Genomic DNA, 15815 nt, shown 5'->3' on the forward strand with positions numbered 1-15815 from the left:
ATCAGCTCGTGGAAAGAATTTCATGGAATCAATATTTTATGGCACAAAGCCATTTGCTTGCTTTACGAAGCACCTGTGAGCGGTTAGCTGTTGGGGCGACCATCGTAAGGGACAAGCGCATCATTGCAGGGGGGTATAATGGCTCCATTGCCGGTGATGTTCATTGTGCGGATGTAGGATGCTATGTCATTGATCATCACTGTGTTCGCACGATCCATGCGGAAATGAATGCTATTTTACAATGTGCCAAATTTGGTGCACCTACAGCTGATGCTGAAATATATGTCACACATTTTCCATGTTTACAGTGCTGTAAAGCCATCATTCAAGCGGGCATACGGACAGTGTACTATGCAAAGGATTATAAAAATCATCCATATGCCGTTGATTTATTCGAGCAGGCGGGTGTTCAAACAGAGCAAGTTGAATTAGATGAAATGATCATCGACTTAAAAAATCAAGAAAAATTGGCCTTTGTTGCAGATTTAATTGGGAAGCTGAGTGAATCAGGACTTAGCGAAACAGAAATTCGCGATATGCATGAGAAGGCGAATCGATTATTTACTTCCTATGTTTAAATATTTGCCGTTTGGGGCAATTTCAGCAGCTGTTGGAATTGCTCTGGCTGCATATCATCTTCATATATATTTCCTTCTCTTTCTTCTCATCATATTACTTCTCAGCCTACTGAAAAAAATGCCCCAGCTTTTTTTAATGGTCAGCCTATGCGGGGCTGTCTATACACTCATTTTTATGGTTCATGAGTCTCTTGAAACGGAGCTAGCCGTACAAGAAAAATTCCTATCTGGTTCCGTTGTGATTGAAAGCATTCCGAAAACAGATGGCAATCGTTTTTCAGCGACTGTATCGACAGTCCATGAACGACTAGCCACTTTTTATACAATTCAAACAGAGCGTGAAAAAGAGGCATTAAAAGAGGTAGAACCTGGTATGAGCTGTCACATGACAGGTGATGTTCGCCCAGCAAAACACGCCACCATTCCTAATGGGTTTCAATACGATCAATTTTTAAAAACAAAAGGCATTGACGCTATTTTTCTGCCGCAGTCGATCAAAAACTGTACAAAAAAAGGCGGTTCTTCCTACTATCTTCAAGCGATGAGGCAAAAGGGTTTGACATTTTTAGAGGATCATGTGCCAAAACACTCTGTTGGCATTGTACAGGCACTTATTTTTGGCGATCGTGAGTTGATAGAACCTGACATATTAAGAGATTATCAAATGCTCGGCATTATTCATTTACTAGCGATCTCAGGACTGCATGTGCAAGCGCTTCTTGCATGTTTATTTTGGTGTCTCCTTCGTGTGGGTGTGACAAGAGAGACAGCACGTATTCTTCTATTATGCTTTCTTCCTGTTTATGCTTGTTTGACAGGTGCTGCACCATCTGTTTTAAGAGCTTGTCTCATGGCAGGAATCTATTTAGTGATGACTAGTCTGCCAAAAGAATTGAAACAGCCTTCTGCTGTGGTATTAAGTGCAACGTTTTTACTCTTATTAGCAATTCATCCTCTTTATTTATTTGATATCGGATTTCAGCTTTCCTTCGTGGTGACGTTTTTTATTTTGTTATCGACTAGGATTTTATCAAAAGCAAAAAGTTCGGTCATGCAATTATTCCTGATTTCCTTTATTGCACAGTTAGCTTCGCTCCCTGTTCTTTTATATCATTTTCATCAATTCTCTTTATTGAGCGTTCCTTTGAACATGATATTTGTTCCTTTTTATACGACGATCGTCATGCCGCTATCCTTACTCTTTTTTCTTTTGACGATCATTTATCTTCCGCTTGGACAAACATTGTTTCAACTTCTTGATTCGGTGATCCAGCTTAGTCATCAATTGTCAGCCTATATGGCTGATTTTGATGGATTCAACTTGATTTTTATGAAGTCAACTTGGTGTCATATTGTTCTTGAGGTGAGTGCCTTAATTGTTCTGTTAGTTGTGATGGAGTGCAAAACGTCTGTGAAGTCCTATGCTGTGCCGCTCCTTTTTCTCATTGGTGTCTTGAGTGTTCACTATTTTACCCCGAATTTTTTCGAAAAAGGGGAAGTGACGATGCTGGATGTAGGACAGGGGGATAGTTTGTTTATTCAGCTGCCCTATCGAAAGGGGCACCTACTTGTGGACACGGGAGGCAGGCTTTCTTTTGAAGAAGAGCCGTGGAAAAAAAGACGAAAAGTGTCTACGATCGGTGATCAAACGCTGATCCCGTTTCTGCATTCTAAAGGTATAGTAAAACTTGATGTTCTTATTCTGACGCATGCGGATCAAGACCATATGGGAGAAGCAGTTCGGTTAATCAAGCGAAATAAAGTAAAGCGGCTGGCTATACCAAAAGGCTTTGCCCGGAGTCCAGAGGATGCGGAGCTGTTAAAAGAAGCAGCTGATAAAGGGATCATGATTGATGAATTAGAGAGAGGAGATCGGCTTCAGATTGGAGAGCAAATATTTGAGGTTCTTCATCCGTCGCGTCATCGAGTGACAACTAAGAATAATGATTCGCTCGTTTTGACATTTACTCTAGGCGGGAAGCGGTTTATGCTCACTGGAGATCTTGAACAAGAAGGGGAGCGAGACATTATAAAAGCCTTTCCTCATCTGCGGGCAGATATCTTAAAGGTTGGACATCACGGGAGTAAAGGGTCAACAAGCGAAGAATGGCTTCAGCATCTCAAGGCCTCACATGCACTCATTTCAGCAGGTGAACGCAATCGTTATCAGCATCCACATCAAGAAGTTTTGAAGAAATTAAAGGACCAGCAAATGAAGGTGTATCGTACAGATACCGACGGGAGCGTGACGTATGAATTTCTCGATGAGGAAGGAACGTTTTACACTCATCCTCCATATGATATCTTACAAACTCAATAAAAAAACTGCCAAAAAGGCAGTCATGTAACCTTCATGAAGTTAAGATCCAACGAGGTGTATAATGGTTGCCAAAATAAACATTGAGGCGAAAAATCCGAATGTGACGATAAAACCAACGGCTGAGTCGGTCACATCATTCCGCTTGCTTTGAACATTTTTTTCAAATTCATTCATTTTCATCCCTCCTGGCTAATTTTAGTATACTTGAACTCATTTGGAATTGCTAGAAGGTAAAGTAACCGTTTTCCATTTTCATGATCATTTTGTGAATATCGTCTGACAGCAGGCTGACCCGGGAGCTTGCGCCGGACGTTTACTATAAATGAGGAGGCGGCACTTTCAGCTTCCTCTTTACTAATGTCTTCGCACACTTTAGGATAGAGGAGGAAGTGAAAGAGAGGGATTCAATTGATGGTCTTTGATGTATGGAACAATTTAAAACGAGGGGATATCCATCCCGTTTATTGCTTATATGGGAAAGAAACATATTTACTGCAAGAAACCGCCGCTAAATTGAGACAAGCTGTAGTAGACGAGGAAACGAAAGATTTTAATTACTCCATCTTCGATATGGAAGAGGTGCCGCTTGAACAGGCTGTGACCGATGCAGAAACATTTCCGTTTATGGGAGAAAGACGTCTCGTCGTGATCAAGAATCCTTATTTTCTTACAGCTGAGAAGAAAAAGGAAAAGATCGAGCATGAGCTTTCTGTATTAGAAGCTTATTTAGAAAAGCCCGCGCCCTATACCATTCTCGTGTTATTAGCACCATATGAAAAGCTGGATGAGCGTAAAAAAATCACCAAATTGCTAAAAAAGAAAGCTGCTGTTGTTGAGGCGAAAGAATTAAACCCAAAAGAAACAACTGATTTCACCATTACACTGGTGAAGACAGAAGGAAAGATGATTACATCTGAAGCGGCTGAACAGCTTGTGATGTTATGCGGCGGAAGTCTATCTTCTCTATTCCAAGAGGTTCGGAAGCTAAGTACATATATTGGAGAGCGGGAAGAAATTGAGTTAGCAGATGTCAATCAGCTCGTTGCAAGAAGCTTAGAGCAAAATATTTTCGAGCTGATTAATCAAATCGTAAACAGACGCCGCTCTGAGGCCATGCAGATGTTCTATGACCTCTTGAAGCAAAATGAGGAACCCATTAAAATATTAGCACTCATTTCAACTCAATTTCGATTGATTTTACAGACGAAGTACTTCGCTCAGCAAGGCTATGGGCAAAAACAAATTGCTTCAAACCTAAAAGTCCACCCATTCCGTGTCAAACTCGCTATGGATCAGGCAAGACTGTTTTCAGAAGAAGAGCTCAAACAGATCGTCAAAGAACTCTCAACGATTGATTATGAAATGAAAACGGGTAAAAAGGACAAACAGCTATTGTTAGAATTGTTCCTGCTTCGACTATTAGGCGCTTGAACATAAAAAAACGACCTTCTAAAAAGAGGGTCGTTTTTGTTTAGATGTATAATTGCCAGTCTGTCCTTAAGGCTCGGCCGGTCAGGACGGACGTACAGTTAAACAGGTGCCTCATTACTGAGGCGTTGCAAGCATTATGCAGAAAGTCCGTTTACTTGTTTAGCAAGTCTTGATTTGTAACGCGCAGCTGCGTTTTTGTGTACAAGACCAGTTTTAACGGCTTTGTCAATGCGTTTTGCAGCAGAAGCAAGAGCAGCTTTTGCTTGCTCAGCATCGTTGTTAGCTACAGAAACTTCAACTTGTTTAATCGCAGTACGCATCGCAGACTTGATTGTTACGTTATGTGCACGGCGTTCGTTATTCGTTTTTGTACGTTTGATCGCTGATTTAATATTTGGCATGTGTTTCACCTCCTAAGATACAACCTAAACACAATTGTCTTAAGGTTAAATCTTCACAATAGAACAAATTGTATTCTATCAAACACACCTTTAGAATGCAATATAAATGTAAAGTATTTTTCATTGATGACGTGCTCGAATGTTTCTTTCAAGAGATGGAAAGACTACTGTTAATTACTTGGTGGAAGGAGTCTTTTTATGGAGAAACAGAAACTCGATTTAAGCGTTTATCAAATCCGGACAGACCTGGCTGTTGAAACAAAAGAGATACTAGAACAAGAGAACGATCCGAATGTCGTCAAAAAGGACGGGATCCAAGGGATCGTCGAAAAAGAAAAAGATGAGCAAGGCATCCGCATCCGTACTGTAGAAATCACGAAAGAAGGGGAGGAGCTGACCGGCAAAAAGGCAGGGACATACTTGACGTTTGAAGCGCAAGGTATTCGGGAGAAAGACTCTGAGATGCAAGAAAAAGTCGTCCAAGTCTTTGCCCGTCATTTTGCTCAGTTTTTAAAAGACAGAGGCATTCAGGCTGATGCGAGCTGCCTTGTTGTAGGACTGGGAAACTGGAATGTCACGCCTGATGCACTAGGTCCTCTCACAGTCGAAAACCTGCTTGTGACCCGTCATCTCTTTGAATTGCAGCCGGAAAATGTTCAGGAAGGCTATCGCCCAGTTTCCTCTTTGTCGCCAGGTGTGATGGGACTGACTGGTATTGAAACAAGTGACATTATCCAAGGTGTGATTGAGCGGTCTAAGCCTGATTTTGTCATTGCTGTCGACGCCCTTGCTGCTCGTGCGGTGGAACGAGTGAATACAACCATTCAAATTTCTGATACAGGTATCCATCCTGGTTCTGGTGTAGGGAATAAGCGAAAAGAATTAAGCAAAGAAACATTGGGCATTCCAGTAATTGCAATTGGCGTTCCGACAGTTGTGGATGCAGTAACGATTGCTAGTGACACAATTGATTATGTCTTAAAGCATTTTGGTAGAGAACTAAAAGATGATAGACCATCCCGCTCTCTTGTGCCGGCTGGTTTGACATTCGGGAAGAAAAAAGTGCTCAACGAAGAAGACTTGCCAGATGAGGAAACACGCCAATCATTCTTAGGCATCGTAGGAACCCTTCCAGAAGAAGAGAAAAGGCAGCTGATCCATGAAGTGCTTGCGCCGCTCGGGCAAAATTTAATGGTCACGCCTAAAGAAGTCGATACATTCATTGATGATATGGCCAACGTACTTGCCAACGGATTAAACACAGCGCTTCATCAAAAAATCACGCAAGATAACATGGGTTCATATAATCATTAATCGGTTCTACTTTCTCTAGCTCGCTCATAGTGTAATTACTAGAAAGCGTGCTGGAGGGAGTAAATCATGAAAAAAAGACCCCGCCGTCCTCGACAGTTGGTCGTTGCGATTAATGGAACGAAAGTAGTCAAAAGCATTTTCTTATTTATTGCCTCTCTTGTTGTGGTGTTTGTGATGTCAGGGGCTTTAACATCTTTAAAACCTGAGCTGAGGCCGCAAGCCTCGTTATATGGTGTAGCAGAAGAGCTCTCTGGCGCATTTTTTGCTACATTAATGGGCATGGAAAACCAATATTTCGCCTCAGCAGTTCCAGAAGCTCAAAAAGGATTTCATTTCTCTGGGCTGTCACTGAAGCTTGCAACCAGTATTAATTTAGAAGACCCGCGCAGTTTTCTAGGAAGAGAACTTCCAGGCTTTGAACATTTTGATACAAAAATCATCTTAGCGGGTGAAGGCACAGACTATACCAACATGCCAATGGAATCGCCGCCTCCGAGTGAAGTGATCCAAGATGAAAAAGAAGCAAATTTAGCTGAACTGGACAAGCTTGATGAAGATGGGCCGAAAAAGCCTGCCAAAGAACCGGACCGGTCAACAGGAAAACGAAAAGCTGTGTACATTTATCACACACATAATACGGAATCATATTTGCCATTTTTAAAAGGAGAAACGAATCCAAATAATGCACGGCACTCAAAAGTGAATGTCACCCTTGTCGGCGACATGTTTGGAAAGGCACTTGATCAGCAAGGAATCGGCAATACAGTCGACAAAACGGAAATTGAAAAAAGACTCGTGAAAAAAGGATTAAAGTATCCGCAGTCTTATAATGAATCAAGATTGGTCGTGAAAGAAGCCTTAGCGAAAAATGATGACCTCGATTATTTAATTGATATTCACCGGGACTCAAGAAGAAAGAAAGATACGACTGTCGAAATCAAAGGGAAGAAATATGCGAGAATTGCGTTTGTTGTTGGGAAGAAGAATCAAAGCTATGAGAAAAACTTAAAGCTTGCGACAGTGTTCCACCATTTGATGGAGAAAAAATATAAAGGTCTTAGTGTCGGCGTGTTTGCCAAAGGAGAAATTGGCGATAATGGAATCTATAATCAAGATTTATCCGACAAAGCCCTTCTTTTAGAATTTGGCGGAGTGGATAATAATATGGAAGAATTAAGAAATGCATCCAATGCGGCAGCTGATGTATTCAGCGACATTTTCTGGGACGCGGAAAAGGTGGATGGCAAAGCAACGGGTGAGAAAAAACGCTCTTAAGGTGGTGACGGGTATGGGCTCATTTATTGGAAAAACCATTATTTTAGGATTGGTCTTGCTGTTTGGTGTCTTTTTAGGAATGCAGCAAGCGAATAATGGCATGCTGCAAATGAAGGGCTACCATGATCCGCAATTAAAAGGAGCTTTCTCCATTCAAATGAACGACGATGAAGAAAAGGAAGCTTCTATCTTAGGAACGGCTGTTACAGAAAAGGATCTTGCCGAAAAACAAAAGCAGCTGGAGGAAATAGAAGGCTTTAATGCCTTTTCCAAAGCAGGAAAAGTCCTGTCTGATGGTATGACACATGCAGCCCGTTCTCTTTATGATTGGGTGAATGGGAAATAAACGAATTTCATGAGATATCACCCTTTTAATCAAAGCCGCTGACCGATAAGCGGCTTTTCTTGATTTCGATTGAATCTTTACAGCCCTATTGATATAATCTAACCTAGCGCAACCCGCGTTTTATAGTAGGAGTGATAGATTGTGACAGATAAAGAAAAACGATTAGAACGGCAATCAAGAATTCGAAATTTCTCCATTATCGCCCATATTGACCATGGGAAATCCACATTGGCGGACCGTATTTTGGAAAAAACAGCGGCGATTACTCAACGGGAAATGAAAGAACAATTACTTGATTCCATGGATTTAGAGCGTGAACGCGGCATAACGATTAAATTAAACTCTGTCCAGCTGAAGTATAAGGCGAAGGATGGAGAAGAATATATCATGCACCTGATTGATACACCAGGGCATGTCGACTTCACCTATGAGGTATCTCGAAGCCTAGCTGCCTGTGAGGGTGCGATTCTCGTAGTAGATGCAGCACAAGGAATTGAAGCACAGACACTTGCGAACGTTTATTTAGCTCTTGATAACAACTTAGAAATTCTTCCGATTATCAATAAAATCGATCTGCCGAGTGCAGAGCCTGAGCGTGTAAGAGAAGAAATTGAAGATGTCATCGGGTTGGATGCGTCTGAAGCTGTTCTCACCTCTGCTAAGGCGGGTATTGGAATCGAGGATATTTTAGAACAAATCGTTGAAAAGGTGCCGGCACCTGCTGGAGATCCAGAAGCACCACTTCAAGCCCTTATTTTTGATTCTCTTTACGATGCGTATCGCGGCGTTATTGCGTACATACGAATTGTTGAAGGAACCGTCAGACCTGGTCAGAAAATTAAAATGATGGCGACGGGGAAAGAATTTGAAGTTCTTGAAGTCGGCGTATTCACACCAAAAGCCATGCCAACAGATGAACTCACCGTTGGAGATGTTGGCTACTTAACAGCTGCGATTAAAAATGTCGGTGATACACGAGTAGGGGATACGATCACAAGTGCGGAAAACCCTGCGAAAGAAGCGCTGCCAGGATACAGAAAGCTAAACCCAATGGTATACTGCGGGCTTTATCCGATTGATACAGCGAAATACAACGACTTACGTGAAGCGTTAGAAAAGCTTGAATTAAATGATTCTTCACTTCAATATGAGGCAGAGACATCCCAAGCACTTGGCTTCGGTTTCCGCTGCGGCTTCCTTGGAATGCTTCATATGGAAATCATCCAAGAACGGATTGAACGTGAATTTAAAATTGATCTGATTACGACAGCGCCAAGTGTTATTTATGATGTATATATGACAGATGGAGAAAAAATCGTCGTAGATAACCCGTCCAATCTGCCTGATCCGCAAAAGATTGAGCGAATTGAAGAACCATATGTAAAAGCAACAATGATGGTGCCGAACGATTATGTAGGCTCTGTGATGGAGCTTTGCCAAGGAAAGCGCGGAAATTTCATCGATATGCAGTATCTTGATGCGAACCGTGTGAGCATTGTGTACGAAATTCCTTTGGCAGAGATCGTATACGAATTCTTTGATCAGCTAAAGTCCAACACAAAAGGCTACGCGTCCTTTGATTATGAGCTGATTGGCTATCGTCCATCGACGCTGGTGAAGATGGATATCATGCTGAATGGCGAAAAAATCGATGCCCTTTCCTTTATTGTTCACCGCGATTATGCATATGAACGAGGTAAGATCATCGTAGAAAAGCTAAAAGAACTGATTCCGCGCCAGCACTTTGAAGTGCCAGTTCAAGCAGCAATCGGTCAAAAAATCGTTGCTCGTTCCACCATTAAAGCGATGCGTAAAAACGTACTTGCCAAATGTTATGGTGGAGACATTTCCCGGAAAAGAAAGCTTCTTGAGAAGCAAAAAGAAGGGAAAAAGCGCATGAAGCAAGTGGGCTCTGTTGAAGTCCCGCAAGAAGCATTTATGGCCGTGCTGAAGATGGATGACAGCACACCGAAAAAATAACATCCTCAAGGCTGCTTGCTTTACAATGTTCGCCTTGACGTTTATAGTCGATAACAAACAAAGGCGCCGCAGCGATAAACTGCGGCTCTTTACCTGTAAAGAAGGTGTCATCAAATGAAAGCAGCATACATTCACATTCCATTTTGTGAGCACATTTGCCACTATTGTGATTTCAATAAATTTTTCATTAAAACGCAGCCAGTCGATGAATACTTAGCGGCTCTTGAAAAAGAGATGCAGCATACGATCGAACAAAAGGGCGAGCAGGAACTCAAGACGATTTTTATTGGCGGGGGAACCCCGACATCACTGACTGTCAGCCAGCTAGACAAGCTCATGAACAGCATTCACCGTGTATTAAAGCCGACAAAAAAACTGATTGAATTTGCAGTGGAAGCGAACCCAGATGAATTATCACTCGAGAAGCTGCATGTGTTAAAAGAAGCCGGTGTCAATCGGCTGAGTTTTGGCGTTCAAACCTTTGAAGACGATTTGCTCAAAAAAATCGGACGAGTTCATCAAAAAAAGGATGTCCTTACGTCCTTTGAGCGGGCTAGAGCTGTTGGATTTAACAATATTAGCCTCGATCTCATGTTTGGCTTGCCGCATCAAGAAAAGCATCATGTGATGAATTCACTTGAGACAGCTTTCTCGCTGGGGGCAGAGCATTATTCGGTTTACTCACTCATCGTCGAGCCGAAAACCGTTTTTTACAACTTAATGCAAAAGGGAAAACTTCATTTACCGCCGCAAGAACGTGAGGCTGAAATGTATGAGCTTGTGATGGATGAAATGGAGCGCCATGGATTAAAGCAGTACGAAATTAGCAATTACGCCAAACCTGGCTTTGAAAGTCAGCATAACCTGACCTATTGGAGCAATGAAGATTACTTCGGTTTTGGTGCAGGCGCACACGGGTATGTAGATGGCGTCCGAAATGTGAACGCAGGGCCGGTGAAGCATTATTTGGAGCTGATTGACCAAACAGGGTTCCCGTATAAGGAAACACATGAGGTCACAAAAGCAGAGCAAATAGAAGAAGAAATGTTTCTAGGTCTTCGAAAGATCGAAGGAGTGAAAAGTGCTGATTTCCAAGCAAAATATGGTACTGCACCAGAAGCACTTTTTCCCACTGTTCTTGAAGAATTAGAAGAAAAAGGCCTCATTGTAAAAGATGACATCGGGATCCGTTTAACAAGAAAAGGAAAATTGTTAGGGAATGAAGTATTTCAAGCGTTTCTCGGTGAGTTATAATTGACATTTTAATTTGAGTTTGGTAATTTTGTTTATACAATTAGCACTCGTTGAAAGAGAGTGCTAACAGGGGTGATGATGATGTTAACAAATCGTCAGCTTTTGATTCTGCAAGTCATCATTAATGACTTTATTCGTTCGGCGCAGCCAGTTGGATCAAGGACTCTTTCTAAAAAAGAAGACATTACATTCAGCTCTGCGACGATTAGAAACGAAATGGCTGATTTGGAGGAACTTGGTTTTATTGAAAAGACCCATTCTTCATCAGGAAGAATTCCTTCCGAAAAGGGATATCGTTATTATGTAGATCATTTGCTCTCTCCGCGAAAACTGTCGTCTAAAGAGCTTGTGCTCATCCAGTCGGCCTTTCAGGAGAAAATTTTTGAGCTGGAAAAGACAGTTCAAAAATCGGCGGAAATTTTATCAGATCTCACAAACTATACATCGATTGTGCTTGGTCCAAAGCTAAGTGAAAATCGATTAAAGCAAATTCAGCTTGTCCCTGTTCAGCCGAACAAAGCAGTGGCAATCATGATTACAGACAGCGGACATGTTGAAAACAAAACCATTACCTTCTCTGAGCATCTCGATGTCTCCGATATTGAGAAGCTGATGAATATTTTAAACAGCCGCCTAGCCGGAGTCCCGATGGATCAGCTGAAGGACAGAATGTATAAAGAAGTTGTGATGCTTCTTCGCACGCATTTAAAAGATTATGATCATATTTTAGATGCGCTCGGCAATACATTTACATCGACTCAAAATGAATCAAAACTTTTCTTTGGCGGGAAGATTAATATGTTGAATCAGCCAGAGTTTCATGACATTGACCGCATTCGTTCACTCATGATGCTTATTGAGCAAAAGAATGATGTCATGCAGCTGTTTCATCCAAATCAGCAAGGAATCACCATTAAAATTGGTTCAGAAAACAATTTGGAAGCGATGGAGAACTGCAGCTTAATCACAGCCACTTATTCGATTGATCAAAAATCACTCGGCTCCATTGCTGTCATCGGTCCAACCCGTATGGATTATGGCAGGGTTGTCAGTCTCTTGCATCATGTATCAAAAGACTTGTCAAACGCACTTTCCAATTTGTATGATGAGTAGGGTGATAAAAGATAGGGGCATAGCCCCTTCGTATTTTTGAATCTTTTGAGGGAGGTGAACACAATGTCAGAAGAAAAACAGACACCTGAGCAAGAAGCAGAGGTTGAAGCACAAGAAGAAGCAGTTCAAGCAGATCCTGAGGAAGTAACACATGATGAACAGTCTGCCTTCCAAGAAAAAATCGATGAATTGCAGCAGCTTCTAGATGAAAAAGAGAACAAAATTCTGCGTGTTCAAGCAGATTTTGAAAACTATAAACGCCGTGCTCGAACTGAAGTGGAGACCGTGCAAAAATATCGTTCTCAACATGTTGTCAGTGATCTTCTCCCAGCTCTTGATAACTTTGAAAGAGCGCTTGGAATTGATCCAGACAATGAGCAGACGAAAAGTTTGTTAGAAGGAATGCAAATGGTTTACCGCCAGCTGGTAGAAGCGTTGAAAAATGAAGGCGTTGAACCAATTGAAGCTGTCGGCAAAGAGTTCGATCCAAACCTTCATCAAGCCGTCATGCAAGTTGAAGATGAAAACTATGATTCAAATATTGTTGTAGAAGAATTGCAAAAGGGCTATAAACTCAAAGATCGAGTTATTCGTCCATCAATGGTAAAAGTAAATCAATAACTACATAATGGGAGGTCATCGAATATGAGTAAAATCATTGGGATTGACTTAGGAACAACAAACTCATGTGTTGCAGTACTTGAAGGCGGCGAGCCAAAAGTCATTGCAAACGCTGAAGGAGCACGTACAACACCATCTGTTGTCGCTTTTAAAAACGGAGAGCGCCAAGTGGGTGAAGTAGCAAAACGTCAATCAATTACAAACCCAAACACAATCATGTCTGTTAAAAGACATATGGGTACAGATTATAAAGTAGAAGTTGAAGGCAAGAACTATACACCGCAGGAAATCTCTGCAATCATTCTTCAACACCTTAAATCTTACGCTGAAAGCTATCTTGGTGAAGAAGTAACAAAAGCAGTTATCACTGTTCCTGCTTACTTCAACGATGCAGAACGTCAAGCAACGAAAGATGCTGGTAAAATTGCCGGTCTTGAAGTAGAACGTATCATCAACGAACCAACAGCAGCTGCACTTGCGTATGGTTTAGATAAAACAGATGAAGATCAAACGATCCTTGTATACGACCTTGGCGGCGGTACATTTGACGTGTCAGTTCTTGAACTTGGAGACGGCGTCTTTGAAGTGCGCTCAACTGCTGGGGACAACCGTCTAGGTGGAGACGATTTTGACCAAGTCATCATTGATCACCTAGTGGCTGAATTCAAAAAAGAAAATGGCATTGATCTTTCTAAAGATAAAATGGCGCTTCAGCGTTTAAAAGATGCGGCTGAAAAAGCGAAAAAAGATCTTTCTGGTGTATCTTCTACACAAATTTCACTGCCATTTATCACAGCTGGAGAAGCAGGACCTCTTCACCTTGAATTAACGTTAACTCGTGCTAAATTCGAAGAGCTTTCTGCAGATCTTGTAGAGCGTACAATGACACCTGTACGTCAATCACTGAAAGATGCTGGTTTATCTGCTAGCGAGATTGATAAAGTCATCCTTGTAGGTGGATCAACTCGTATTCCTGCAGTCCAAGAAGCAATCAAAAAAGAAACAGGCAAAGAGCCTCATAAAGGTGTAAACCCTGATGAAGTTGTTGCACTTGGTGCAGCGATCCAAGGTGGAGTGATCACAGGAGATGTCAAAGACGTTGTTCTTCTTGACGTAACACCACTTTCTTTAGGAATTGAAACAATGGGCGGCGTGTTCACGAAGCTGATTGAACGTAATACAACAATTCCAACAAGTAAATCTCAAGTATTCTCAACGGCTGCTGACAACCAAACAGCTGTAGATATCCATGTCTTGCAAGGTGAGCGCCCAATGGCTGCAGATAACAAAACATTAGGCCGCTTCCAATTGACTGATATCCCGCCAGCACCACGCGGCGTACCACAAATTGAAGTATCATTTGATATCGATAAAAACGGTATTGTCAACGTACGTGCGAAAGATATGGGTACAGGCAAAGAGCAAAACATCACAATCAAATCTTCTTCAGGTCTTTCTGATGATGAGATCGAAAAAATGGTCAAAGAAGCAGAAGAAAATGCTGAAGCAGATGCGAAGAAAAAAGAAGAAATCGAAGTGCGCAACGAAGCAGATCAATTAGTGTTTACAACTGAAAAAACATTAAAAGATCTAGAAGGCAAAATCGATGAAGAGCAAGTGAAAAAAGCAAACGACGCGAAAGATGCACTAAAAGCTGCGATCGAAAAAGGCGAGTTTGAAGACATCAAAGCGAAAAAAGATGAGCTGCAAACAATCGTTCAAGAATTAACGACCAAGCTCTATGAAGAAGCTGCAAAACAAGCACAAGCTCAGCAAGAAGGCGCTGAAGGTGCTCAAAAAGCAGATGACAATGTAGTGGATGCAGAATACGAAGAAGTAAACGACGATCAAGAGAAAAAATAATCACCTTTACTTTTGAAAAAGACTGCTGAAACGTACTCGTCAGAAAGTCAAAGTCAGGATCTCTTGGCTTTGACTTTTTTTCTTTTCAACGATGAAAGGAATTGAAAAAAGTTAAATCAAAATGATACAATCGTATTTATGTGAGAAAATCGGGAGTGTGAAGAGATGAGTAAGCGTGATTACTATGAAGTGCTTGGCGTAAGTAAGAGCGCCTCAAAGGACGAAATCAAAAAGGCATACCGCAAGCTTTCAAAAAAGTATCACCCTGATATTAATAAAGAAGCTGGCTCAGATGAGAAATTCAAAGAAGTAAAAGAAGCCTATGAAACCCTTTCTGATGATCAAAAGCGTTCGCATTATGACCAGTTCGGTCATACCGATCCAAACCAAGGCTTTGGCGGTGGCGGTTTTGGTGGAGGAGGAGACTTTGGCGGCTTCGGCGGCTTTGATGACATCTTCTCTAGTATTTTTGGCGGCGGAGCGAGAAGAAGAGATCCAAATGCACCGCGCCAAGGAGCGGACCTGCAATATACAATGACGCTTTCATTCGAAGAAGCGGCATTTGGAAAAGAAGCAACCATTGAAATCCCTCGTGAAGAATCTTGTGAAACATGTCATGGATCAGGTGCAAAGCCTGGTACGCAGGCGAAAACTTGTTCACATTGCGGAGGATCTGGTCAATTAAATGTTGAACAGTCAACCCCATTTGGTAAAGTGGTCAACCGCAGAGTATGTAACTACTGCAGCGGAACAGGGAAACAAATTGATCATAAATGTTCAACATGCGGCGGATCTGGCAAAGTGCGCAAGCGTAAGAAAATTAACGTGACGATCCCTGCAGGTGTTGATGATGGTCAGCAGCTCAGAGTATCTGGTCAAGGTGAACCAGGTGTAAATGGAGGACCTCCAGGCGATCTATTCGTTGTATTCCATGTGCGTGCGCATGAATTCTTCGAACGTGATGGAGATGATATTTACTGCGAGATGCCGCTCACCTTTGCCCAAGCTGCATTAGGTGACGAAATTGAAGTGCCGACATTACACGGAAAAGTAAAATTAAAAGTTCCTGCTGGCACTCAAACTGGCACGAAGTTTAGACTTAAAGGAAAAGGTGTGAAAAATGTACGCGGCTACGGCCAAGGCGATCAGCATATCGTTGTACGTGTCGTCACACCGACAAATTTAACAGACAATCAAAAAGATATCATTAGAAAATTTGCTGAAGTGAGCGGAAATAAACCGGACGAACAAGAAATGAGCTTTTTCGATAAGGTAAAACGCGCATTTAAAGGCGAGTAAGACGGATAAGGAGTTGGTAG

General features: G+C 41.8%; 14 protein-coding genes. 12 read left to right on the forward strand and 2 right to left on the reverse strand.

The window, feature by feature from the left end; translation table 11 throughout:
• Positions 1–8: 8 nt before the first annotated feature.
• The gene (locus QSJ46_RS06640; RefSeq protein ID WP_106025010.1) at positions 9–578 is read left to right on the forward strand and encodes a ComE operon protein 2; all 570 of its coding nucleotides are present in this window, start codon (positions 9–11) and stop codon (positions 576–578) included.
• Positions 571–2898 (forward strand): DNA internalization-related competence protein ComEC/Rec2, encoded by a 2328-nt coding sequence (locus QSJ46_RS06645; RefSeq protein ID WP_352230646.1) that lies wholly within the window; start codon positions 571–573, stop codon positions 2896–2898. Before QSJ46_RS06640 ends, QSJ46_RS06645 begins: the two co-directional genes overlap by 8 nt.
• 39 nt (positions 2899–2937) lie before the next feature.
• Here the strand turns inward: QSJ46_RS06645 and QSJ46_RS06650 are convergent, their stop codons facing one another.
• Positions 2938–3072, reverse strand: coding sequence for a YqzM family protein (locus QSJ46_RS06650; protein ID WP_012010638.1), 135 nt, complete (start codon positions 3070–3072; stop codon positions 2938–2940).
• Between the two features lie 237 nt (positions 3073–3309).
• Here QSJ46_RS06650 and holA point away from each other — a divergent pair, with 237 nt between their 5' ends.
• The gene (holA, locus tag QSJ46_RS06655; RefSeq protein WP_047201921.1) at positions 3310–4329 is read left to right on the forward strand and encodes a DNA polymerase III subunit delta; all 1020 of its coding nucleotides are present in this window, start codon (positions 3310–3312) and stop codon (positions 4327–4329) included.
• A gap of 134 nt (positions 4330–4463) precedes the next feature.
• On the opposite strand, the gene rpsT is transcribed toward holA, so the two are convergent.
• Positions 4464–4730, reverse strand: coding sequence for a 30S ribosomal protein S20 (rpsT, locus tag QSJ46_RS06660; protein ID WP_024423042.1), 267 nt, complete (start codon positions 4728–4730; stop codon positions 4464–4466).
• 198 nt (positions 4731–4928) lie between these two features.
• On the opposite strand from rpsT, the gene gpr reads away from it, so the two are divergent.
• The 9 genes from gpr to dnaJ all read left to right on the forward strand — a co-directional run bounded on the left by gpr (position 4929) and on the right by dnaJ (position 15795).
• Positions 4929–6044: a GPR endopeptidase gene (gene gpr, locus QSJ46_RS06665; protein WP_059374591.1), complete on the forward strand. Its 1116-nt coding sequence runs from the start codon at positions 4929–4931 to the stop codon at positions 6042–6044.
• Positions 6045–6110: 66 nt separating this feature from the next.
• Entirely contained in the window at positions 6111–7319 is a 1209-nt protein-coding gene (locus tag QSJ46_RS06670) for a stage II sporulation protein P (protein WP_285604497.1), read from the forward strand.
• A 13-nt stretch (positions 7320–7332) separates the two neighbouring features.
• On the forward strand, positions 7333–7665 hold the full coding sequence (locus tag QSJ46_RS06675; RefSeq protein WP_285604498.1) for a YqxA family protein: 333 nt from the start codon (positions 7333–7335) through the stop codon (positions 7663–7665).
• Between the two features lie 141 nt (positions 7666–7806).
• Positions 7807–9645 (forward strand): translation elongation factor 4, encoded by a 1839-nt coding sequence (lepA, locus tag QSJ46_RS06680; RefSeq protein WP_024423038.1) that lies wholly within the window; start codon positions 7807–7809, stop codon positions 9643–9645.
• Between the two features lie 114 nt (positions 9646–9759).
• Positions 9760–10899 (forward strand): radical SAM family heme chaperone HemW, encoded by a 1140-nt coding sequence (gene hemW, locus QSJ46_RS06685; protein ID WP_107163342.1) that lies wholly within the window; start codon positions 9760–9762, stop codon positions 10897–10899.
• An 81-nt stretch (positions 10900–10980) separates the two neighbouring features.
• Positions 10981–12012, forward strand: coding sequence for a heat-inducible transcriptional repressor HrcA (gene hrcA / locus QSJ46_RS06690; RefSeq protein ID WP_003217350.1), 1032 nt, complete (start codon positions 10981–10983; stop codon positions 12010–12012).
• Positions 12013–12075: 63 nt separating this feature from the next.
• Complete coding sequence (grpE, locus tag QSJ46_RS06695; RefSeq protein ID WP_047201916.1) at positions 12076–12633, forward strand: nucleotide exchange factor GrpE; 558 nt, start codon at positions 12076–12078, stop codon at positions 12631–12633.
• A gap of 24 nt (positions 12634–12657) precedes the next feature.
• Positions 12658–14496, forward strand: a complete 1839-nt coding sequence (gene dnaK / locus QSJ46_RS06700) for a molecular chaperone DnaK (RefSeq protein ID WP_047201915.1) — start codon at positions 12658–12660, stop codon at positions 14494–14496.
• Between the two features lie 165 nt (positions 14497–14661).
• Entirely contained in the window at positions 14662–15795 is a 1134-nt protein-coding gene (gene dnaJ / locus QSJ46_RS06705) for a molecular chaperone DnaJ (RefSeq protein WP_024427952.1), read from the forward strand.
• Positions 15796–15815 lie beyond the last annotated feature (20 nt).

Source organism: Bacillus sp. YKCMOAS1 (assembly GCF_030268125.1).
GTDB lineage: Bacteria > Bacillota > Bacilli > Bacillales > Bacillaceae > Bacillus > Bacillus safensis.